Origin of the sequence: Streptomyces pratensis, from assembly GCF_016804005.1 — a bacterium.
Lineage (GTDB): Bacteria > Actinomycetota > Actinomycetes > Streptomycetales > Streptomycetaceae > Streptomyces > Streptomyces pratensis_A.
The window spans coordinates 7,049,519-7,071,930 of the sequence record NZ_CP051486.1 but is presented as its reverse complement, the minus strand read 5'-3'; the positions used below and the strand labels follow the sequence as shown (position 1 = coordinate 7,071,930).

General features: G+C 70.8%; 17 protein-coding genes and 4 pseudogenes. 2 read left to right on the top strand and 19 right to left on the bottom strand.

Going from position 1 to position 22,412, the window contains the following annotated elements; genetic code table 11:
* Positions 1 to 67: 67 nt before the first annotated feature.
* From glmS to HED23_RS29475, 12 genes and pseudogenes are all read right to left on the bottom strand, one after another.
* Positions 68 to 1,897, bottom strand: coding sequence for a glutamine--fructose-6-phosphate transaminase (isomerizing) (gene glmS, locus HED23_RS29530; protein WP_203186399.1), 1,830 nt, complete (start codon positions 1,895 to 1,897; stop codon positions 68 to 70).
* Between the two features lie 51 nt (positions 1,898 to 1,948).
* Positions 1,949 to 2,224 (bottom strand): hypothetical protein, encoded by a 276-nt coding sequence (locus tag HED23_RS29525; protein WP_099172741.1) that lies wholly within the window; start codon positions 2,222 to 2,224, stop codon positions 1,949 to 1,951.
* A gap of 146 nt (positions 2,225 to 2,370) precedes the next feature.
* Positions 2,371 to 4,151 (bottom strand): annotated as a pseudogene (locus tag HED23_RS29520) (IucA/IucC family protein).
* Positions 4,148 to 4,507 (bottom strand): annotated as a pseudogene (locus HED23_RS29515) (GNAT family N-acetyltransferase); the annotation flags it as partial. The pseudogenes HED23_RS29515 and HED23_RS29520, both read right to left, overlap by 4 nt.
* Before the next feature lie 98 nt (positions 4,508 to 4,605).
* A pseudogene (locus HED23_RS29510) lies at positions 4,606 to 4,842 on the bottom strand (SidA/IucD/PvdA family monooxygenase); the annotation flags it as partial.
* Positions 4,843 to 4,859: 17 nt separating this feature from the next.
* Positions 4,860 to 5,270: pseudogene (locus HED23_RS29505) on the bottom strand (pyridoxal-dependent decarboxylase); the annotation flags it as partial.
* Positions 5,271 to 5,428: 158 nt separating this feature from the next.
* The gene (locus HED23_RS29500) at positions 5,429 to 6,280 is read right to left on the bottom strand and encodes a siderophore-interacting protein (protein ID WP_203186397.1); all 852 of its coding nucleotides are present in this window, start codon (positions 6,278 to 6,280) and stop codon (positions 5,429 to 5,431) included.
* A 67-nt stretch (positions 6,281 to 6,347) separates the two neighbouring features.
* Positions 6,348 to 7,376 (bottom strand): ABC transporter substrate-binding protein, encoded by a 1,029-nt coding sequence (locus tag HED23_RS29495; protein ID WP_203186396.1) that lies wholly within the window; start codon positions 7,374 to 7,376, stop codon positions 6,348 to 6,350.
* A gap of 224 nt (positions 7,377 to 7,600) precedes the next feature.
* Positions 7,601 to 8,767 (bottom strand): acyl-CoA dehydrogenase family protein, encoded by a 1,167-nt coding sequence (locus tag HED23_RS29490; RefSeq protein ID WP_203186395.1) that lies wholly within the window; start codon positions 8,765 to 8,767, stop codon positions 7,601 to 7,603.
* 7 nt (positions 8,768 to 8,774) lie between these two features.
* A complete protein-coding gene (locus HED23_RS29485; RefSeq protein WP_203186394.1) occupies positions 8,775 to 9,725 on the bottom strand; it encodes a hydroxymethylglutaryl-CoA lyase in 951 nt (316 codons plus the stop codon).
* Entirely contained in the window at positions 9,722 to 11,770 is a 2,049-nt protein-coding gene (locus HED23_RS29480) for an acetyl-CoA carboxylase biotin carboxylase subunit (RefSeq protein ID WP_203186393.1), read from the bottom strand. Before HED23_RS29480 ends, HED23_RS29485 begins: the two co-directional genes overlap by 4 nt.
* A gap of 13 nt (positions 11,771 to 11,783) precedes the next feature.
* Positions 11,784 to 13,400, bottom strand: coding sequence for a carboxyl transferase domain-containing protein (locus HED23_RS29475; protein WP_203186392.1), 1,617 nt, complete (start codon positions 13,398 to 13,400; stop codon positions 11,784 to 11,786).
* A 110-nt stretch (positions 13,401 to 13,510) separates the two neighbouring features.
* Between HED23_RS29475 and HED23_RS29470 the strand changes: the two genes are divergently transcribed.
* The gene (locus tag HED23_RS29470; protein WP_203186391.1) at positions 13,511 to 14,125 is read left to right on the top strand and encodes a TetR/AcrR family transcriptional regulator; all 615 of its coding nucleotides are present in this window, start codon (positions 13,511 to 13,513) and stop codon (positions 14,123 to 14,125) included.
* A gap of 206 nt (positions 14,126 to 14,331) precedes the next feature.
* On the top strand, positions 14,332 to 15,117 hold the full coding sequence (locus tag HED23_RS29465) for a phosphatase (protein WP_203186390.1): 786 nt from the start codon (positions 14,332 to 14,334) through the stop codon (positions 15,115 to 15,117).
* A gap of 106 nt (positions 15,118 to 15,223) precedes the next feature.
* Here HED23_RS29465 and HED23_RS29460 read toward each other — a convergent pair whose 3' ends face one another.
* The 7 genes from HED23_RS29460 to HED23_RS29430 all read right to left on the bottom strand — a co-directional run bounded on the left by HED23_RS29460 (position 15,224) and on the right by HED23_RS29430 (position 22,022).
* Complete coding sequence (locus HED23_RS29460) at positions 15,224 to 16,192, bottom strand: helix-turn-helix domain-containing protein (RefSeq protein ID WP_203186389.1); 969 nt, start codon at positions 16,190 to 16,192, stop codon at positions 15,224 to 15,226.
* 589 nt (positions 16,193 to 16,781) lie between these two features.
* Positions 16,782 to 18,005 (bottom strand): cytochrome P450 family protein, encoded by a 1,224-nt coding sequence (locus HED23_RS29455; protein WP_203186388.1) that lies wholly within the window; start codon positions 18,003 to 18,005, stop codon positions 16,782 to 16,784.
* On the bottom strand, positions 17,897 to 19,216 hold the full coding sequence (locus HED23_RS29450) for a cytochrome P450 (protein WP_203186387.1): 1,320 nt from the start codon (positions 19,214 to 19,216) through the stop codon (positions 17,897 to 17,899). Before HED23_RS29450 ends, HED23_RS29455 begins: the two co-directional genes overlap by 109 nt.
* The gene (locus tag HED23_RS29445; RefSeq protein ID WP_203186386.1) at positions 19,213 to 19,812 is read right to left on the bottom strand and encodes a GTP-binding protein; all 600 of its coding nucleotides are present in this window, start codon (positions 19,810 to 19,812) and stop codon (positions 19,213 to 19,215) included. The genes HED23_RS29450 and HED23_RS29445 overlap by 4 nt, the downstream gene beginning before the upstream one ends.
* Positions 19,790 to 20,140: a DUF742 domain-containing protein gene (locus HED23_RS29440; protein ID WP_203186385.1), complete on the bottom strand. Its 351-nt coding sequence runs from the start codon at positions 20,138 to 20,140 to the stop codon at positions 19,790 to 19,792. The genes HED23_RS29445 and HED23_RS29440 overlap by 23 nt, the downstream gene beginning before the upstream one ends.
* On the bottom strand, positions 20,137 to 20,559 hold the full coding sequence (locus tag HED23_RS29435; RefSeq protein ID WP_203186384.1) for a roadblock/LC7 domain-containing protein: 423 nt from the start codon (positions 20,557 to 20,559) through the stop codon (positions 20,137 to 20,139). The genes HED23_RS29440 and HED23_RS29435 overlap by 4 nt, the downstream gene beginning before the upstream one ends.
* On the bottom strand, positions 20,556 to 22,022 hold the full coding sequence (locus HED23_RS29430; protein WP_203186383.1) for an ATP-binding protein: 1,467 nt from the start codon (positions 22,020 to 22,022) through the stop codon (positions 20,556 to 20,558). Before HED23_RS29430 ends, HED23_RS29435 begins: the two co-directional genes overlap by 4 nt.
* Between the last annotated feature and the right edge of the window lie 390 nt (positions 22,023 to 22,412).

Here is a 22,412-nt window from a genome sequence, read left to right as displayed (position 1 = left end):
CCGAAAGGCCCCTGACGCGACGTCAGGGGCCTCTTCCGTGCTTCGGTCCGCGGTGGGGCGGACGTGACTACTCGACGGTGACCGACTTCGCCAGGTTGCGCGGCTTGTCGATGTCACGGCCCATGGCCAGGGCCGTGTGGTAGGCGAGCAGCTGCAGCGGGATGCCCATCAGGATCGGGTCCAGCTCGTTCTCGTTCTTCGGGACCACGATCGTGTGGTCGGCCTTCTCCTGCTCGCGGTGGGCGACGGCGAGGATGCGTCCGCTGCGGGCCTTGATCTCCTCCAGCGCGGCGCGGTTCTTCTCCAGCAGGTCGTCGTCCGGGACGATCGCGACGGTGGGGAGCGCCGGCTCGATGAGCGCGAGCGGGCCGTGCTTGAGCTCCGAGGCGGGATAGGCCTCGGCGTGGATGTACGAGATCTCCTTGAGCTTCAGGGAGGCCTCCAGCGCGACGGGGTAGCCCCGCACGCGGCCGATGAACATCATCGACTGCGCACCGGCGTACTCCTCGGCCAGCTTCTTGATCTCGTCCTCCGACTCGAGGATCTGACCGATCTGCTCCGGCAGCTTGCGCAGGCCCTCGATGATCCGCTTGCCGTCCGCGACCGACAGGTCACGGATGCGGCCCAGGTGCAGGGCGAGCAGCGCGAAGGCCACGACGGTGTTGGTGAAGCACTTGGTGGAGACGACGCAGACCTCGGGGCCGGCGTGGACGTACATGCCGCCGTCCGCCTCGCGGGCGATCGCCGAGCCGACGACGTTCACGACGCCCAGGACGCGGGCGCCCTTGCGCTTGAGCTCCTGGACGGCTGCCAGCACGTCGTAGGTCTCACCGGACTGCGAGACGGCGACGTACAGGGTGTCGGGGTCCACGACCGGGTTGCGGTAGCGGAACTCGGACGCGGGCTCCGCGTCCGCGGGGATGCGGGCGAGCTCCTCGATGAGTCCGGCGCCGATCATGCCCGCGTGGTACGACGTGCCGCAGCCCAGGATCTTGATCCGGCGGACCCCGCGGGCCTCGCGGGCGTCGAGGTTCAGGCCGCCCAGGTGCACGGTGGAGAAGCGGTCGTCGATGCGGCCGCGCAGCACGCGGTCCACGGCGTCGGCCTGCTCGGAGATCTCCTTGTGCATGTAGGTGTCGTGGCCGCCCATGTCGTACGACTCGGCCTCCCACTCCACGGTGGTCGGCGTGGCCGTCGTGGTGGAGCCCTCCGTTGTGTACGTACGGAAGTCGTCGGCCTTGAGGGTGGCCATCTCGCCGTCGTCGAGGGTGACGATCTGGCGGGTGTGCGCGACCAGGGCGGCCACGTCGGAGGCGACGAACATCTCCTTCTCGCCGATGCCGAGCACGACCGGGGAGCCGTTGCGGGCGACGACGATACGGTCGTTGAAGTCGGCGTGCAGGACGGCGATGCCGTACGTGCCCTCGACGGACTTCAGCGCCTCGCGGACCTTCTCCTCCAGGGTGGAGGCCTGCGCGCGGGCGATCAGGTGGACCAGCACCTCGGTGTCGGTCTCGGAGAGGAAGACGACGCCGTCGGCGACGAGCTTCGCGCGGATCTCGGAGGCGTTGTCGATGATGCCGTTGTGGACGACGGCGACCTTGTTCTCCGCGTCCAGGTGCGGGTGCGCGTTCTCGTCGCTCGGGGCGCCGTGGGTGGCCCAGCGGGTGTGGGCGATGCCGGTGGTGCCGGCGAACCGCTTGGGCACGCGTGCCTCCAGCTCGCGGACCCGGCCCTTGGCCTTGACCATCTTCAGGGCGCCCGGCCTGCCCGCCGGCGCCTTGCCCGTGATCACGATGCCTGCGGAGTCGTAGCCCCGGTACTCCAGCCGCTGCAGGCCTTCCAGCAGCAGTGGAGCCACGTCACGCTTCCCGATGTATCCGACGATCCCGCACATGTGTCTGCCCCTCCATCGACGTACAAAAAGTCCGGTGCCCGGCCGTCCTGCTCAGCCGTAGACGATGCGGCGCAGCTGGCGGAGCGAGAGCTCCTGCGGCGCCACCGCGCGGTGCGGCAGTTCGGCCGCGATCCGCTCGAAGATCTCCGTGTTCACCAGGCCGCCGGCCTGCATCTCGCGGTGGCGGCGCCGGACGAAGTCCTCGGTCGTCTCGTCGAAGTACGCCAGCACGTCGAGGATCACCCTGGCCGCCTCGCCGCGCTGGAGCGCGGTGGAGCGTACGAGGTGGTCGATGAGGTCGTCATGCGTGGGGCGGCGTTCGAGCACCCGTCGATATTGCGTGGATCGGATTCGTTACGCAAGAAATCTGCCCGATATCGGGCAGGAATCTCATCCGGCGGGGCTCTTATGTCTGAGATGCCCTATAGGTTCTCATCCGGCCCCGCCCGGGAAGGCGGGGCCGGATGCCGGGCTCAGTACCCCGCGATCGGGTTCCGCAGCCTGCCGGTCAGCTGGAGCGCGCCCGCCGGGTCGTCCAGGTCGACCATCTGCTGGTTGTCGCGCAGCTGCAGCCGGTTCAGGCAGGACAGCGCGAAGTCCTCCGTGAACATGTCGTACTGCTCGAATTTGTCGGCGAGGTACGGCACCGAGTCCTGGTAGCCCCTGACACACGCGGCGACCGTCCGCCAGAAGGTCTCCTCGTCGAGGACACCCTCCGTGGCCAGGTCCGCCCCCAGGAAGCGGAAGAAGCAGTCGAAGACGTCGGTGAGCACCGACAGCAGCTTCATGTCCTCGGGGACGTCGGCGCGGATCCGCTCGACCTGGGGCGGCAGGACCGCGTCCGGGTCCATGACCGCGATCTCCTCGGCGATGTCCTTGAACACCCGTCCGGCGCACGACGCCGTCCTCGATCACCAGGATCACGTTCTCGCCGTGCGGCATGAACACCAGGTCGTACGCGTAGAAGCTGTGCAGCACCGGTACCAGGTACGCGTCCAGGTAGCGGCGCAGCCAGTCCGCCGGGTCCAGCCCCGACTCGGCGACCAGCGCGCCGGCCACCGTGCGGCCCTCGGCGTCGGTGTGGAGCAGTGAGGCCATCGTCGCGAGCCGCTCCCCCGGGGCCAGGCCCGGGGCCGGGCTCTCCCGCCAGAGCGCGGCGAGCATCTTGAGGTACGGGGACCCCTTGGCGGTCGCCGCCTCGTAGGCCCGGTGGTGGTAGCCGACGGCGGCCCGCTCCCGGGTGATCGAGAACCCGGCCCCGCGCAGCAGGTCGTCGCGCTCGATCAGACCGGCCAGCCAGTCGTTGATCGCGGGGGTCGCCTCCATGTAGGCGGAGGAGAGTCCCCTCATGAAGCCCATGTTCAGCACGGACAGCGCCGTCTTGACGTAGTGCTTCCCGGGGTGGTCGGCGTTGAAGAAGGTCCGGATCGACTGCTGGGCCAGATAGGCGTCCTCGCCCTCGCCCAGGCAGACCAGGTGCTGCCGCGCCACCTCGCCGGCGAAGGTGACGGCGAGCTTGTTCCACCACTGCCAGGGGTGGACCGGTACGCGCGTAGTCGTCGAGGTCGAGCCCGAGGTCCGCCATCCGCGCGGCGAACCTGCCGAAGGTCTCCTCGCCGATCTCACCGGCGACGAGGGTGGCGTAGTCCATCCCGGCGCCCGCGGTGAAGGTGGCGCGATCGCGCCTGGCGGCCAGCCAGACCAGCTTGATTCCGGCCGCCGCCTCGGGGGCGTACGCGCGGTACTCGCCGACCCCGAAGCCGAGTCGCCCGTTGTTGGCGACAAAGCAGGGGTGTCCCTCGGTCATGCCGGTCTCGATGGCCTGGAAACCGGCCACGGCGAGGTGTGCGGAGGCGGTCGGTTCCTTGGTCAGCTTGTACGCGGTTCCGGCCAGCGTGGAGGAGATCTCCTCCAGGTAGACGGGAAGTACCTCCGCCGACAGCCCGAGCGTGGAGCGCAGCTCGATGAAGAACTCCAGCGCGTCCAGCGGGAGCTCCGAGCCGTGCCGGTGACGCGTGATCGACCCGGCGTCGACCTGCCAGTGGTCCAGCGCGAAGCGGCCGGCGGCGAAGCGGTACTCGACCGTCCCGTCGTCGCTCCGTACGCCGTAGTGACCGTCGTCGAGCGGGGCAGGGGTCAGCAGGCGTTCGTGCGAGAACTCGGCCAGTGCCTTGCGGATCAGCAGCCGGTTCGCGACGGCCCGGCGCTCCGGGGTCAGCTGGCCTACGGCGGCGGTCGCGGGGTGCGTGGTCATCGGTCGGCTCCAGTGGTCGCGGCCTCGAACTGCTCGCGGGTGCAGGTGCTGAGCAGTGCTTGCTTCTCCGGCTTGGTGATCTCGCGGACCACCTCGAAGCCGACGGCCTTGTTCAGCGCCTGCACCGAGGTGTTGGTGACGTCGGGTTCGACGACGACTCTGCGCACCCGCGGGTCGGCGAACAGCGTCTCCATGACGGCGGTGATCACGGCGCGGGTGAAGCCGTGCACGGGGGTCCCGGGCGGGGCGACCAGGAAGTGCATCCCGATGTCGCCGGGCTCCGCCTCGTACAGCCCCTTGAGCTCGACCTCGGTGGGGTCGTAGCGCTCCATCAGGAAGGCCGGGCGGCCGTCGTAGTGCGAGGAGTTGGTGAGCAGTCGGGTGGGGACGGGCCGGGCAGGTTCTTCCGGTGGAGCAGGTCGAAGATCGGGTCGATCAGCTCTGCGTCGATGCCGAGGTGACGGGCGCGGTATGCGCTGTCGGTTGTGCGGACCGTGTAGAGGTCCGCACACTCGTCGTACGTAACCGACTGTACGGTTTGGTTGAAACGGATACTGCTCAGTTCGGCCGCGGCCCACCGGCAGTAGTCGTTGTACTCCGTGCGCAGCGGGTAGCAGTTCTCCCGGATGTGGAACGAGTAGAGCCTGCCCCGCTCCTTCAGGTGGTTCAGGAAGGAGTGGGGGGATGGGGGACGGACACGACGGAGTCGGGGCCCAGGCCGATGCGGGTGGCCGTCCAGTCGATCAGCCGGCGTTCGATCAGCGTGCCGCCCGCGCTCTGGTCCCAGGTGTCCAGGGAGGATTTGACGGCGGAGAGCACGGCCTCGCCGACCATCGCTGGGATGACCACGGGGCAGTTGAGGTGAGCGAGGTAGCGGGGGTGGTGGAAGTACACGGCGTCGCGGAGGTAGACCTCGCCGAGCTCGTCCAGGGCGGAAGCCGTGTCGCCGAGCGGGCGGTCGAGATCGATCGCGTCGACGACGGGGGTGAGGGCGTCGACGCTCGTACCGGTGAACGGCTTCTCGGTGGAGGCGAGTTCGGCTGCGACCCGTTCGACTCCCGCGGTGACGGAGCGACGGTAGTCCTCCGCCGTCGTGTGGTTGAGCAGGTGGGAACGCATGTGGGGGGCCTCCCGGGTGGGGACGTCATCGCGACCCTCCGGGCAGAAAAGGGGGACGAGGGCGCGACGGTTAAGTTAGGTAAACCTAACCTAGCGATTTCGCGTCCCTCGCCCCCCGGGGGTTCCGTCACAGGAACCCCACAAGGCGCGCAGGTGCGTTACGGGGCGACCCGCGCCGCTTCCTCCCTCAGCTGTTCCTCGCTGAGTCCGCGCCGCCAGTAGCCGGTGAAGGTGACGCGGCGGCGGTCGAACTCCCGTTCCCGGACGAGGTGGCGGCGCAGCCCGCGAACCCCTGACGCCTCGCCGGCGATCCAGGCGTACGGAGTGCCCTCGGGCAGTTCGGCGGCGCGCACCGCGTCCACGGCCGAGGGGGCTCCCTCGTCCCGTACGAGCCAGGTGATGTGCGCGTCGGCCTCGGTGCGGAGCTCCAGCCGGTCCTCGGTGTGCGGGACCTCCAGCCAGACCCGGGCCTTCGTCCCGGCCGGCAGCCACTCCAGCGCTGCCGAGGCGGCGGGCAGCGCCGTCTCGTCGGCGCAGATCAGTACCCAGCCGGTGTCCTGCGGCGGCTGGAAGCGGATGCCGTTGTTGTCCCGGCCGGTGGGGCCCAGCACGAGGAGCCGCTGCCCCGGCGCGGCGGCCTCCGCCCAGCGGCAGGCCGGCCCGCCGTGCTCGTGCAGCGCGAAGTCGATGTCGATCTCCGCCGAACCGTCAGCGGCGTACCGCTGGGCGCGCACGGTGTACGACCGCATGACCGCCCTGGCGTCCTGGGGCTGGGCACGCCAGGCCGGGAACCACTCACCGTTCTCGTCGACCGGGACCACGGCCTCGGTGCGGCCCGGTTGCGGTAGGAAGATCGAGAGGCTCTGGTCCCGGCCTCCGGCGGCGAAGCCCTCGCTTCCCGGTCCGCCGAGAGTGATTCTCCGCATCGACGGGCTCAGCCGGCTGGTCCGCAGGACCGTCAGGCCGAAGAACCGGAACGGGGCGATGGCAGGTGCGGTCGCGGTCGTCATGCGGGGTCCTCCCGGGAACGGGGACGGCGGGGTCCGGCCGGGAACCGCTCCCGGCCGGACCGGAGGGTCAGCTGACCTTCTTGGCCTTCTCGATGGCCTCGGCGAGGGCGTCGAGGATCGGCGCGCACTTGTCGTAGGAGTAGATGGGCTCCGTCGTGCGCGGGACGACCTGGCCGGCCTTGACGGCGGGCAGTCCGGCCCAGGTGGGCTTGGACGTCAGGGCGTCGGGCTGCAGGGCCGAGGAGCGGTTGTCCATCATGATGATGTCGGCGTCGTACTTGTCGACGTTCTCCCAGCTCAGCTCCTCGAAGAAGCCTGCCGCGTTCACCTTCGGCTCGACGAACTGCACGCCGAGCTCCTGGAAGTACAGGGTGTCGGCGGACGTCTTGGCGAGCGAGACGTAGAAGAGGTCCTGGCTGGCCGAACCGACCAGGACCTTGATGTTCGGCTGGGACTTGGCGGCGGCGCGCAGCCGGGCCGCGGCCTTCTCGAAGGCGGCCTTGGCGTCGGTGACCTTCTTGGACTTGACGTCCGCGCCGAGGGAGGCGGCGAGGTCCTCGTGACGCTGGATCGCCTTCGGGACCGTGGTCTGCGCGGCCCACAGGGCGACGCTCGGGGCCAGCTTGAGGATCTTGTCCTTGGACTGGTCCGGCACGTACCAGAGGGCGTCCTTCTCCCACATGGCGGTGACGAGGAGCTCCGGTGCGAGACCGGCGTACTTCTCGACGTTGAACTCCCCCCAGACGTTGCCGAGTACCTCGACCTTGTCGATGTCGAGGTCGCCGGCCTGCACGTCGGCCTTGCCGTCCGTGGTCTTCGTCGGGCCGAAGACGCCCTTCACCTCGACGCCGTAGTCGTGGAGCGCGGCGGCGACACCGATGAACGCGACGATGTTCTTCGGCGCGGACTCGGCCTCGGCGGTCTGCCCCCGGTCGTCCTTGAAGGACCAGGGACCGGATTTCTCCGCACCCGGACCCGAGGCGGAGCCCTTCTCGTCGCCGTCGCCGCAGGCGGCGAGGACGGCGCCGAGGCCGACGGCGCCACCGGCGGCCAGCAGGCCGCGGCGGGAGAGGGAGCTGGTCCGGAGGTTGGGCATGAGTGTGTCTGCTTTCGTACGCGCCCCAGGGCGCCCGCTGCGATTCGAGGGAAGGCTAGCCTAACCTCACATATCGCGGCCGGGCGGGGCAAGGGGGAGCGGCCGTTCCGTTACCGGCGCAGAGTAAAGCCGCCTTCCCGTGACCAGGGAAGGCGGCTGCCGCGAGCGTCCGGCTCAGCCGGTGACCGGCTGGAGGCGTATATATCGCCGCGGCCCTCGGTGTCTCAGGCGTCCATCCCCAGCTCCCGGGCGATCAGCATCCGCTGCACCTCGCTCGTGCCCTCGCCGATCTCCAGGATCTTGGAGTCGCGCCACATCCGGGCCACCGGGTACTCGTTCATGAAGCCGTACCCGCCGTGGATCTGCGTGGCCTCACGGGCGTTGTCCACCGCCACCGTCGACGAGTACAGCTTCGCGATCGCCGCCTCCTTCTTGAACGGCTCGCCCGCCACCAGCCGCGAGGCCGCGTCGCGCCATCCGATCCGGGCCATGTGCGCCCGCATCTCCATGTCCGCGATCTTGAACTGGATGGCCTGGTTGGCGCCGATCGGCTTCCCGAAGGCGTGCCGCTCCTTCGCGTACTTCAGCGACTCGTCCACACAGCCCTGGGCCAGGCCCGTCGACAGCGCCGAGATGGCGATCCGGCCCTCGTCCAGGATCCGCAGGAACTGCGCGTAGCCGCGGCCCTCCTCGCCCAGCAGGTTCGCCGCCGGGACGCGGACGTCCGAGAAGGAGAGCTCGCGGGTGTCCGAGGCGTTCCACCCGACCTTGGAGTAGGGCGCGGCGACCGTGAAGCCGGGAGTGCCGGACGGGACGATGATCGCGGAGATGCGCGGGGCGCCGTTCTCCTTGCGGCCGGTCACCGCCGTCACCGTCACCAGCTCCGTGATGTCCGTCCCGGAGTTGGTGATGAAGCACTTGGAGCCGTTGATCACCCACTCGCCGGTGGCCTCGTCCAGCACGGCCGTGGTCCGTGTGCCGCCCGCGTCCGAGCCGCCGTCCGGCTCCGTCAGCCCGAACGCGCCGAGCGCCTCGCCCGAGCAGAGCTTCGGCAGCCACCGCTGCTTCTGCTCCTCGGTGCCGAAGCGGTGGACCGGCATGGCGCCGAGCGAGACCCCGGCCTCCAGCGTGATCGCCACGGAGGAGTCGACCCGGGCCAGCTCCTCCAGGGCGATCCCGAGGGCGAGGTAGTCGCCACCCATGCCGCCGTACTCCTCCGGGAAGGGCAGGCCGAACAGGCCCATCCGTCCCATCTCCCGCACGATCTCGTACGGGAACTCGTGGCGCTCGTAGAAGTCGCCGATCTTCGGGGCGATCACATCGTGTGCGAACTCCTCGACGGTACGGCGCAGTTCCTCGTGCTCGGCGGTCAGCCGGTGGTCAAGGGACATGGGTGCTTCACTCCTTGCGGGACAGCGCGCGGACGGTACGGGACGGGCTCGGGCGGCCCAGCTGTTCGGCCATCCACACGCTCGTGGCGGTGAGTGCGCCGAGATCGACCCCGGTGTCGACACCGAGGCCGTCGAGCATCCACACGAGGTCCTCGGTGGCGAGGTTTCCGGTCGCGCTCTTCGCGTACGGGCAGCCGCCGAGGCCGCCCGCGGAGGCGTCCACCGTCGTCACCCCGTGCTGGAGCGCGGCCAGGGTGTTGGAGAGCGCCTGGCCGTACGTGTCGTGGAAGTGCACCCCGATGGTGTCGGTGTGCACGCCCTCCTCGTTCAGCTCCGAGAGCAGCTCCCGCACATGGCCGGGGGTGGCCACGCCGATCGTGTCGCCTAGGGACAGCTCGTCGCAGCCGAGGCCCATCAGCGCCTTCGCGACCCGGACGACCTGGGCGACGGGCACGGCGCCCTCCCACGGGTCGCCGAAGCACATCGACAGATAGCCACGGACATGAACCTTGTCCGCCTTGGCGCGGGCCACGACCGGCTCGAACATGGCGAGCGACTCGTCGACCGTGCGGTTCAGGTTGCGGGCGGCGAACGTCTCGGTCGCCGAACCGAACACGGCGATCCGGCGGGCACCGAGCGCCAGCGCCCGGTCCAGTCCGCGTTCGTTCGGCACGAGGACCGGCAGGGCCACGTCCCCGACGTCGGCGATCTCACCGAGCATCGGGAACAGCTGTTCCGCGTCCGCCAGCTGTGGCACCCACTTGGGGTGCACGAAGCTCGTCGCCTCGATCGTGGAGAGCCCGGCCTCCGCGAGCCGGCGGACGAACTGCGCCTTCACCTCGGTCGGTACGACGGTCTTCTCGTTCTGCAGGCCGTCGCGCGCTCCGACCTCATGGATACGGACCCGGGCGGGCAGCCCCGGCGCGGGCACCGTCATGGGCAGTCCGGAGCCGGTCATGATTCCTCCTTGGGGGCCACCACGGCCAGGATCTGGTCCATGGCGACCGTGGCACCGGCGGTGACGTCCAGCTCGGTGACGGTGCCCGCGTGCGGGGCGGAGATGACGTGTTCCATCTTCATCGCCTCGACGACCAGCAGGCTCTGCCCGGCCACGACCTCGTCCCCGACCGCCACCTTCACCACCGTGACGGTGCCTGGCATCGGCGCGGCGAGCGTGTCCACGCCCGATCGCGCGGCGCCGCTGAGGGACGCCTCCACCGGGTCGTGGTCCTGGACGTGCCAGGTGTCTCCGTCCCGGCCGAGCCAGACCCCGTCCCGGGCCGCCGCCCGGCTGAACGTATGGGTCAGACCGTCGAGTTCGACCACCACGCGCGTCCCGGACTCCTCGACGAGCCGGGACCCCTCCGCGCCCGGCAGCGACGGCACCGGACCGCAGGTGTCGGCCGGCTCCTCCCGGTCCCCGGCGTGACCGAACGTCAGCGCGGCCGTGCCCCCCGCCGCCGGACGCAGCCCCACGCGCACCGGGTCGCGGCCCGGGACGCGGAAGTGGTGGAAGGTTTCCGCGGGCGTGCCGCCCAGCCGCCAGCCACTGGGCACCGAGAACGGATCGACCCAGCCCGGGGCGGGCGCGGGGGACGGCTGCCGAAGCAGCGCCGCCGCCGCGTACACCTCCTCCGGCACACCGTCCGGCACCAGGCCGTCCGCCTCCCGCTCCACCAGGCCGGTGTCCAGCTCGCCCGCGGCCACGGCGGGATGGGCCAGCAGCCGCCGGAGGAACCCGGCGTTCGTCGGCACGCCGAGCACCACCGTGTCCGCCAGGGCCGCGCGGAGCCGGCGCAGCGCGGTGGGACGGTCGGGGCCGTACGCGATGACCTTCGAGAGCATCGGGTCGTACGTGCTGCCGACCGGCACGCCCTCACTGAGCCCCGAGTCCGTCCGCACCCCGCCGCCCTGCGGCTCGCGCAGTGCCAGCACCGTGCCGCCGGACGGCAGGAAGCCGCGGGCCGGGTCCTCCGCGCAGACCCGGGCCTCGACGGCGTGCCCGGTGAGCGTGATGTCCGCCTGACCGAAGGGCAGTTGTCCGCCCGCGGCGACCCGGAGCTGCCACTCGACCAGGTCGAGGCCGGTGATCAGCTCGGTGACCGGGTGCTCGACCTGGAGGCGGGTGTTCATCTCCATGAAGTAGTACGAGGAGGGGTCGTTGCCCGGGACGATGAATTCGACCGTCCCCGCGCCGACGTACCCGCAGGAGCGTGCGGCCTGCACGGCCGCCTCACCCATCGCGGCACGCGTCGCCTCGTCGAGCAGCACCGAGGGAGCCTCCTCGATGATCTTCTGGTGGCGGCGCTGGAGCGAGCACTCGCGCTCACCGAGGTGCACCACATTGCCGTGGCCGTCGGCCAGGACCTGGATCTCGATGTGGCGCGGCCGGTCGATCCAGCGCTCCACGAGGAGAGTGTCGTCGCCGAACGAGGAGCGCGCCTCCCTCCGGGCAGCCGCGATCTCGTCGGCCAGCAGCGCCTCGTCGCGCACCAGCCGCATACCCTTGCCGCCACCGCCCGCCGACGGCTTCAGCAGGACGGGCATCCCGATCTCCCGGGCCGCCGCGCCCAGTTGCGCGTCGGTGAGCCCGCTCCCGGAAGAGCCGGGTACCACGGGCACACCCGCCGCCGCGACCGTCTCCTTGGCGCGGATCTTGTCGCCCATCAGGGAGATCGCCGCGGCGGGCGGACCGATGAATACCAGACCCGCCTCCGTGCATGCCCGGGCGAAGCCCGCGTTCTCGGCGAGGAAGCCGTATCCGGGGTGGACGGCCTCGGCGCCGGTGCGGCGGGCGGCGTCCAGCAGCCGCTCCACCGACAGATAGCTCTCACCGGCCGGGGCGGGCCCGATCCGTACCGCCGTATCGGCTTCCCGTACGTGCCGGGCGTCCGCGTCGGCGTCGCTGAAGACGGCCACCGACCGCACGCCGAGCTCGCGCAGGGTCCGGATGACCCGGACCGCGATCTCGCCACGGTTGGCGACCAGAACAGTGCTGAACATGGAAGTCCTCACATCACATCCGGAAGACGCCGAAACTGGGCTCGCCCAGCGGGGCGTTGGCACACGCGGTAAGGGCGAGCCCGAGCACCTGCCGGGTCTCCGTCGGGTCGATCACACCGTCGTCCCAGAGCCGGGCGGTGGCGTAGTAGGCGTTGCCCTGCTCCTCGTACTGCGCGCGGACCGGATCCTTGAAGGCCTCCTCCTCCTCGGCGGGCCACTCCTCGCCGCGGCCCTCGATCTGGTCACGCTTGACGGTGGCCAGCACGGAGGCCGCCTGCTCCCCGCCCATGACCGAGATCTTGGCGTTGGGCCACATCCACAGGAAGCGGGGGCCGTAGGCCCGGCCGCACATGGAGTAGTTGCCGGCGCCGTACGAACCGCCGACCACGACCGTCAGCTTCGGGACCCGGGTGCACGCCACGGCCGTCACCATCTTGGCGCCGTGCTTGGCGATGCCCCCGGCCTCGTAGTCCCGGCCGACCATGAAGCCGGAGATGTTCTGGAGGAAGACCAGCGGGATGCCACGCTGGTCGCACAGCTCGATGAAGTGGGCGCCCTTCTGGGCGGACTCCGAGAACAGGATGCCGTTGTTGGCGACGATGCCGACGGGATGCCCGTGGATCCGGGCGAAGCCGGTGATCAGCGTCTGGCCGTACTCCGCCTTGAACTCGGCGAACCGCGAGCCGTCCGCCACCCGGGCGATGACCTCCCGCACGTCGTAGGGCGTACGCGAATCGACGGGCACCGCCCCGTACAGCCCGGCGGGATCGGCCTTCGGCTCCTCGGCGGGCTCCACGGACCAGGGGAGCGGGCCACGCTCCGGGAGGGTCGCGACGATGTTCCGCACGATCCGCAGCGCGTGCGCGTCGTCCTCGGCGAGGTGGTCCGTGACCCCTGACGTCCGGGAGTGGACCTCGCCGCCGCCCAGCTCCTCGGCCGTCACGACCTCACCCGTGGCGGCCTTCACGAGCGGCGGCCCGCCCAGGAAGATCGTGCCCTGGTTCCGGACGATGACGGCCTCGTCGCTCATGGCCGGTACGTACGCCCCGCCCGCCGTGCAGGAGCCGAGCACCGCCGCGATCTGCGGGATTCCGGCGCCGGACATCCGTGCCTGGTTGTAGAAGATGCGCCCGAAGTGGTCCCGGTCCGGGAAGACCTCGTCCTGCATCGGGAGGAACGCGCCCCCCGAATCCACCAGGTACAGGCACGGCAGCCGGTTCTCCAGGGCCACCTCCTGGGCGCGCAGGTGCTTCTTCACCGTCATCGGGTAGTAGGTGCCGCCCTTGACGGTGGCGTCGTTGGCGACGATCACGCACTCGCGGCCGCTGACCCGCCCGATCCCGGCGATCACCCCGGCCGCCGGTGCCGCGCCCCCGTACAGCCCCTCGGCGGCGAGAGGCGCCAGCTCCAGGAAGGGCGAGCCCGGGTCGAGGAGCGTGTCCACCCGCTCCCGGGGCAGCAGCTTGCCGCGCGCCACATGCCGGGCGCGGGCCTTCTCACCCCCGCCGAGCCGTGCCGTGGCGAGCCGCGTGCGCAGCTCCTCGGCGAGCGCGTGATGCGCCGCCTCGTTGGCCTGCCAGGCCTCCGAGGCGGGATCGGCCGCGCTCACCAGGACCGGTGCCTGCTGCATCCTGTCGAGCCCCCTTGCCCGTACCGCGGTAGTCCGATGAGAGTTAATGAACGTTAACGAACGCTGCTCAGGTTAACGAGCGCTAACCCGCCTGTCTAGAATGAATCCTCATGAGCACACATGCCGCCGCCCGTGTCGCGGCTCCCACCCGCCGCGAGCAGATCCTCCGGGAGGCGGCACGCCTCTTCGCCGAGCGCGGCTTCCACGGTGTCGGGGTCGACGAGATAGGGGCGGCGGTCGGCATCAGCGGCCCCGGCCTCTACCGCCACTTCCCCGGCAAGGACGCGATGCTCGCCGAGCTGCTCGTCGGCATCAGCGAGCGCCTGCTGGCCGGCGGCAGGCTGCGCGTCACCGAGGACAGCGCCTCCCGGGACGGCTCTCCCGACGCCCTCCTGGACGCCCTCATCGAGGGCCACATCGACTTCGCCCTGGACGACCGTCCGCTGATCACCCTCCATGACCGCGAGCTGGACCGTCTGCGTGACACCGACCGCAAGCGTGTGCGCCAGCTCCAGCGGCAGTACGTGGAGGTCTGGGTCGAGGTCGTCCGCGCCCTCTACCCGGCCCTCGCGGAGAACGAGGCCCGGGTCACCGTGCACGCGGTGTTCGGCCTGCTGAACTCCACCCCCCACCTGACCCGCCCCGAAGCCCTCCCGGACCGCACCGCCACGGCCGCCCTGCTGCACCGGCTGGCCCGGGGGGCCTTCGAGGCCGCGACCGCCTAGCCGGGGCGGACCCCGCAGGCGCCCGTACCCCGGCCCGCCCGCCGTGCAGGCGTCCGGCCCGGGCGCCCGCGCCCGACGGCCGCCCCCCTCGCGTGGTCCGCCGCCCCTGGCGTCGTCCGGTGCGGCGCGCCGTGCCGTGCCGGTTCAGGGGGTCCGGCGTACGAGACACCGGGCACACAGCGCGTCGCCGACGGCACAATGGGTGCATGCCGATACCCAGCCGCGCAGCCCTCGTCGAGCACCTCGTCCGCACCCGTATCGCCGGCGACGTCGCCACCCCCCGCGACAACAACCTCTCCCACTACCGTCAGCTCGCCAACGGCAACCGCCATTTCTGGCTGGGGCTGGAGCTCGGCGACCGCTGGCTCGACGAGCAGGACGTGCTGGCCGTCATGGCCGAGAGGTGCGGGGTCAACGACGACCCCGAGCACCGGCAGGGGCAGGACACCATCGACCCGGAGCTGACGGTCGACGCCCTCGACCGGATGGCGGCACGGCTGCGGAAGGCCGCGGCGGGCAGGCAGCGGGTGCTGTTCGCGACGGGGCACCCGGGAGGGCTCCTCGACGTGCACCGGCAGACCGCGAACGCCCTGCGGGCCGCCGGCTGCGAGATCGTACGGATCCCCGGTGGCCTGATGGCGGACGAGGGCATGGTCTTCCAGTTCGCCGACGTCGCCGTGCTGGAGCGCGGCGCGACCCTGTGGCACACGCACTCCCCGGCCCCGATGGCCGCCGTCCTCGACGGCCTGGAGCGCGAGGGCCGGCCGCAGCCCGACCTGGTCGTCGCCGACCACGGCTGGGCCGGCTGCGCGGGGCAGCGCGGGATCGACTCGATCGGCTACGCGGACTGCAACGACCCCGCGCTCTTCCTGGGGGAGGCGGAGGGCACCCTCCAGGTCACCGTGCCGCTGGACGACCACGTCGCCGACCCGCGCTACTACGACCCGATGACCGACTACCTGCTGGACGCGGCAGGGCTGCTGCCCGCCTGACCGCCCTCGGTGGGCCGGGCGGGCCGGCCTCCGGCCTCCGGCCTCCGGCCTCCGGTGAGGCCCTCATGTCCGGCGGAGCCTCACCGCGGTCGTCGCCCAGGCCGGTTCACGGCGAGGAACTGGGGTGGTTCCCGTCGCGCCAGGCCCGGGGGGAGACGCCGTACGCCTGTTTGAACACCTTGCCGAAATGGGACGCGTCCACGAAGCCCCAGCTCCGTCCGACCGCCGCTACGGTCCGGGCCCGGCCTCGTGGGCCGGCCAGCTCCCGCTTGCACTCCGCGAGGCGGTGAGAGCGGATCCAGTCTCCGAGGGAGATGCCCGACCGGGCCAGCACCGTGTAGAGGTGACGCACCGAGATGCTGTGCGCGGCGGCGATCCGTTCGGCCGACAGGTCGGTCTCAGCCAGGTGTGCGCGCATGTACCGCGTGATGCGCAGGCTCAGCGTGGCCTCCAGCGGCGCCCGGGCCAGTTCCTGGCTCCCCAGCTGGGACGCCACGACGGCACGCACGAGTTCGATGCTCGGTTCCACCACCGCGTCGGCGTGCGGACCGCTGCGCAGCCCCTCACTGGCGAACAGCTGGGAGAAGTAGGTCGAGGCGAGGCCCGCCAGCGGATTGCCCGGGCCGAGAGTGACCGCGGTGATGTCCCTGACCGCCCGTTCCGGCAGTGCGAGCGCCGCGCGGGGGAACCGGAGGAAGTGATGGTCCACCCCCTCGTCGAAGAGGAGCGTGTAGGGGGTGACCGTGTCGTACAGGGCGAAGTCCCCGGGCCTCAGCAGAGCCTGGCGGCCGTTCTGCGCCACCAGGCTGGTGCCGGATACCTGCAGGCCGAGGAAGACGGCCGGCTCCTCGTCCTCCCGTGCCAGGCGCGGGGTCCGCCGGATGGTCATCGAGGTCGCGCGCGCCGAGCAGATCTCCAGGGGACCCGCGGTGTCCAGCCCGATGTGGACCGCGAGGTCCTCGGGCGGCAGGTGGTGATCGATGTCGATCCGCACGAGGGATTCCCACACCGCGTGCCGGATCGTCTCCTCGCGGTCCCGCGCCGGGATGTCCGTGGTGTCCAGGACCGAGCTCACCGGAAGGGCTTTCGCCGGTGCGGGCCGCGAGGTCCGCCCAATCCGTACGGTGCGTCAGGTCCGCCTGCCGCGCCGGGTCCGTGCCGCTCGTCGGAACAGCACGGAGCGTGGGGAAAAGCCTTGGCCCGTTCCTCCATGATCAACCCCTAGCCATGCACGATCCGAGTAACAGGATGGCAGTGTTCCGCTACCCCGCGCAACGCTGTGGGGGGAACTTCGGCCCCCGTGCGCCGTCATCGGCCGAGGGCGGTGCCGACGCCGCCCGGTCGAAGGATCTCCCCCGAACGCGCGCTGCTGACACAGTCCCGCGCACGACTGACACAGTGCGCACCCCCTGCTCGCCCTATGTTCTGTCGGGCAGGCCGCGGCCGGACCGGAGACGGCACGGCCGCGGCGTCGTGGCCGGCCCGGCGGGTGCGGGGCACAGCTCACGATGCGGCTCCGCTCCACCGGTTACGGGGGTGTGGAGCGCAGCCGCATCAAGGGCCGCCCGGTCACGCCGCGGCATTCGTTCCGCCTCCGGCCCGGCCGACGCCGCACCCGGGCAGCGGATCCCGTGGCCGAAGGCGGGGATCGCCCCCCCCGGTTCTCAGGCCGGGGTGGGGCTGCCCGGCGTGACGTCGATGCGCTGAGCGCCGTTGACGATGAACGACTCGACGGAGGGCACTTCCGCGGCGGGGGACGCCAGGGAGAGGTCCGGGTACCGGGCGAACAGGGTGGTCAGGGCCACGTCGGCCTCCAGGCGCGCGAGCGGCGCACCGAGGCAGAAGTGGACGCCGTAGCCGAACGCCAGGTGGTCCCGGCCGAACCTGTCGATGTCGAACCGGTCGGCGTCCGGGCCGTGCTGGGCCGGCTCCCGGCCCGCCGCGGCGTAGGACGCGAGGATCGCCTCACCCCGGGCGATGCGCTGACCGTCCGGGAGGTCGATGTCCTCGACGGCGTAGCGCAGTGGAAGATGTGCCACGCTCGGCTCCCAGCGCAGGGTCTCCTCGACGACGTCGTTCCAGCGCTTCCCACCGGCCGCGGTGACCTGCTGGAGCTGTTCGGGATGTTCCAGCAGGGCGCGTACGGCGTTGCCGATGAGGTTGACGGTGGTCTCGAAGCCGGCGCTGATGATGAGCAGCAGCGTGTCCGTCAGCTCGGCCTCGCTCAGGCGGGCGCCGTCCTCGTCGCGGGTGGCGATCAGGACGCTGGTCATGTCGTCCCCCGGGCTCTGCCGCTTGCTCGCGATCAGGCCGGTCAGCATCTGCTGGAGCTCCGCGAAGTTCGACGCGGCGTCCTCGACGGTCGTGTCGAAGACCTTCTCGACCAACTGGGCCATGCGCGGCCGGAGTTCCTCGGGCAGCCCGAACAGATGGCAGATGACCCGCATGGGCAACGGGTGGGCGTACGCGCTGCGCAGGTCCACCGTGCCGTCGGAGTCGACCGCCAGGTCGTCCAGCAGCTGATCGGCGATCTCCTGGATGACGGGCCTCAGCGCCTCGATGCGGCGTGCGGTGAACGCCGGGGTGATGAGTTTGCGCAAGCGGCGGTGGTCCTGACCCGCGGCGGTGAACATGTTGGAGACCGCGACCCAGGAGTAGACCCACATGTCGGGGGTGATCTCGCCGCGCTGCCAGACGCTCCAGGCGCTGGGGTCCTTGGTCACGCGGTCGTCGGTCAGGAGCTCCTTGAGGAGCGAGTGGCTGGTGACGGCCCAGGCGTCTATGGCGCCGGGGAGTACGACCCGGGCCGCCGGCCCGCGCTCGCGGAGGAGAGCGGACTCTCCGTGGAGGTCGCGGCCGGCGGGGTCGAGGTGGAGGGGCTGCTCCATGGAGTGACTCCAGTTTTCTGCGGCGTGATGGGACCGAAGCGGGCCGGGAGGTGCGCCAGTGCGCGGTGGAAGGGGCCGGGGCGCCATTGCAGGCTCTCGCGGGGCACGGCGAGTTCGAGGTCCCCGAGGTGGCTGGTGAGCCTCTCGATCGCGGTGATCGCGATGAGCAGGGCGGGCTGCTTGACGGGGCATGCGTGCGGACCGGCGGACCAGGCGAGGTGCGCGCCGCCGTCGGTACGCTCGCCGCCGTCGTGGCCGTCCGGGGTGGTGTTCGCCGCGTGGTAGGAGATGAGTACGAGACTGTCGGCGGCGATCCAGGTGCTGCCGATCTGCATGTTGCGCCGCGGGTAGTGCGCGCTGTAGTTCGCCATCGGCGGCTCATGGCGCAGCACGTCGTTGATGGCGTCGCGGGCGGTGCGGGCGCCGTTGGAAAGGCTGCTGTAGTAGTCCGGATTGGACAGCATGCGCGACAGCGCGTTCGAGATCAGGTTCGTGGTCGGCTCCTGCCCGGCGGCCATCGTGAGGATCACCTGGTGGGCGAGTTCCTCCGGCGCCAGACCGGCGGGGTGGTCCATGAACCAGCTCGTCAGGTCCTCGCCGCGCTGCTGCACCTTGAGCGCGATGAGTTCCTCCATGTACCGGCCGAAGTCCTCGTTCGCCTTGATCGCGATCTCGGGTTCGGCTTCGAACAGACCGCCCATGGCGGACACCAGGCGGGGCCCGTCCTCGGGCGGCATGCCGAACATCGCGTTGAACAGCACCAGCGGCAACGGGCGGGCGTACTGGCCGACCAGGTCGACCTCACCCGTGCCGGCGAAGTCCTGGATCAGACCGTCCGCGATCTCCGCGACCTGCCGGCGCAGGTCGTGCGGCTCGATCCGGCTGAAGCTGTCGGTGATGACCGACCGGTAGCGGCGGTGCTCGGCGCCGTCGTTGAACAGGGCGTTGGGCCGCCACCCCATCATCGGTTTCACCGGCGAGTCGGCCGGGAGCCCGCTCTCCCAGACCCGAGGGTCCTTCGACCAGACTTCGGGGTCGTTGAGTATGGCGAGAGCGGCGTCGCGGTCGGTGACGAGATAGCCGCTGACGCCCGGGGACACCTCGACGGGGGCGACCGGCCCGAACGCGCGCAGGCGGGCGTAGACGCGCCCGGGGTCCGCGGCGAAGTCCGGGCTGTACAGGGGGACGGCCAGGGGCAGGTAGGTGCTCATGAGGCTTCCAGGACGGGGTGGGCGGTGAGCAGGTGGGTCACCAGCGCGATCAGTACGTCCACGGCCGACGTCGTCTCGCGGGCGTCGCACACGACCAGCGGGGTGTGCGGCTCCAGGTCCAGGTGGTCGCGGAGCACCTCGGGCGAGTGGTCGGGCGAGTCGGGGAAGCTGTTGACGGCCACGGCGTAGGACAGTCCCTGCTGCTCGATCATGTCGATGACGTCGAACGAGTCGTCGAGACGGCGGGTGTCGACCAGGACCACCGCACCCAGCGCGCCGCGCGCGATGTCCTCCCAGAGCGGCTTGAACCTCTTCTGGCCCGGAGTGCCGAACAGGTAGAGGACCAGGTCACCCGGGAGCGTCCTGCGGCCGAAGTCGATGGCGACCGTGGTGGTGGCCTTGTCCCGCACACCGGCGAGATCGTCGGTAGCCGCGCCGGCCTGGGTCATGACCTCCTCGGTGTGCAGCGGCGCGGTCTCGGACAGCGTGTTGATCAGCGTCGTCTTCCCGACGCCGAAAGGTCCGGTCACCACGATCTTCACCAGCGTCTGCTCGTCGCTGTCGAGGAAGGCGTTATCGGATACTGCGGAGTCCATCGAGAACCTTCTCTAGCAGCTGGGGATCGTGTGCCTTCGCCTCGGGGATGGGGGCGCGGGCGTGCAGGTGCGAACTGTCGACGAGATCCGCGACGAGGACGCGCACCAGGCTCACCGGCAGCACGAGGCGTGCGGCGACCTCGACCAGCGCCAGCGGGCCGCCCTGGAGGAGTTCGACCAGCCGGCGCTGCGCGTGTGTCAGGTCGTCCACGGCGGTGACGCCGGTGGACGACAGCAGGGTCAGGCGGTCCAGCGTGTTGCGCGTCGGCTGGACGCTGTCGGTGGCCAGGAACGACGGCACGAGCCGCCGGCGGGGCGCCGGCGTCATCCCCGGGCCCGAGCAGGTGAGTTCATCACCTTGTCGCCGAGCTTCGAGACCTGCACCTGCATTGCGTGGGCGATGACGCCCATGTCCACGGTCGTCTGTGCGAAGACCGCCATGACCGTGTTGTCGCCCGCCGGGATCAGGAAGGCGAACCCGTGGTCCGTGCTGACCACCACCTGGTGAAGTACGGGGCTCTCCTCCTGCCCCGCCAGTTTCCTGACCAGCTCCTTGCAGGCGCCCTGGACGGCCGACGCCATGGCGGAGGCGCCCTCCCCGGCCTCCCGGGTGAGGGCCTGGGTGGCGCCCTGGATCATCCCGTCTCCGGAGAGGACCAAAGCGTGCACGACCCCAGGCACCTCCAGAAGCGGGGTGAGCACCCAGGACATGTCCCTGAGAAGGGGGCGCTTGGGAACGACGGTCATGGCTGCGTGCCTTCTTCCTGGTCGGTGTGCGCGTCCTCGAATCCGCGCATGGTGCCGGTCTGCCAGGCGCCCCACGTCAGGGCCGCCTGGTCCGGGGTGATCGCAGGCGTCGGGTCCGGGCCCTGCCGGGCGGGCCGGTCCGTGTCCTGAGCGGCCCGCTGGCGTCGCCGCCGCGGCAGGTCGATCGCGTCGGCGGGCGCGGCGGCCGGTGACGGCGCGGGGCTTTCCTGCCTGGGCGGCTCCTGCCTGCGCAGCGCGGGGGACATGGCCGACATGGGCTGGGCCACCTCATCCATCAGCATCAGCAGGTGATCGGGAATGAACGCCACCGCTCGCACGCCGCCGTACGACGAGGGCTTGTCCACCGTGACGGTGAAGCCGAACTGCTGCACGAGGCGGCCGATCGTGGCGAACCCCGCCCGCGGCGGGTCTCCCAGGTGGGTCAGCAGGACACCCTGCTGACCGGACAGCATGCGCGCGGCGAACTCGCGTTCCTCGTCCGTCATGCCCACGCCGGGGTCGTCGATCACGACGCACGCCCCTGCCTGCACCTGGTGCAGGCTGACGTCGACGGGCCGCGTGCCCTGGGGGGTGTGGTGCACCGCGTTGGAGAGCAGCTCGGCGACGATGACGGCGAGCGGCTCCACCGCCCGGGCCACCACCCCGACCGGGTCGGAGAGCTGGCTGGTGATCTGGACGCGCTGGTAGCCCGCGATGCGGGACTGGGCTCCGGCAACGATGTCACCCAGGTGGGAGTCGTCCCGTGTCAGCCCCGGCCACGCACCGCAGAGGACTCCGGTCGCCTGGATCTGACGGAGATTCTCCTCGTTCGTGCGGTCCATCGACACCAGGCGTTTTGCGATCTCCGGATCGTCGAAGGTGAACTGCGCCTCCTCGATCATCTCCTGGAGGCGGTAGGACTTGGCCTGGATCTCGGCGGTGGTGGCCCGCAGCACTGCCTGGGCGCCGGCGTCGACCCGCTGCTCGGTGTCGACGATGACCTGGGCGACCTGGTTCAGGGCCCGTTCCAGGAGGGTCCCGATGTCGGTGTGGGTGAGCGCCGGGTCCTGCGTTCCGGGGACCGGCACATGACGGTGCCTCAGATGCGTGACGAGCGCGGGCAGCCGGGTGTCGACGAAGTACGCCAGCTCCCCGCCCGCACGGCCGCCCTGCTGCTCGGCGGCGAGTCTGGCGCGCTCGGCCTCCTGGACCTCGGCGAGGAGCGTGCTTTCCATCGACCGGTAGCGGGTCTCCGAGGCCTGCGCGGCCGCCTGTGCGCTGGACCGCGCATTGGCCTCAAGTGCCTGGTACTTGCCGGCCGCGGCATGTGCCTCGGTGCGAGCCTCAGCACGCAGTGCCGCGTTCGACCGGCGCGTGCGGAGGTGGAGGAGCGCAAGGGCGAGGGCGACGACCGTCATGGCCAGCGCCAGTACCCAGGGACCGGCCTCCGATATGTGCGTCATAAACAAGGTCCTCGGTGGATGGGGGAATGCGCCTGCCCGCGTGCGGCCAGGGCTAGTTGAGGCAACCCTGAGAAGGACACCGGTTCCTGGCCGCAGATGCAATAAATCCACTGATCATGGCTCGAATTCGAGCCCTCGGGTAATTGCATTCGGCGCTGAGGTATTTCAAAGATTGACATGAAAGGTAAAAAGGTAAATGGGCAGAATGTGGGTCCGCCGGTTGCCCGCGCCCAACTGAAACGTCACCATTTGGCATGCTGTGACCCGAGTGAACGGCTGCGGCGCGTCGCCCCAGGTGCGGCACGTCGGCCGCGGGCCTCACGTCGGACGCTCTCCGGTGTGGCGGTGAGTAAGGTTGATCACCGGTGTGAGGGCGGCAGACGGGCCGGA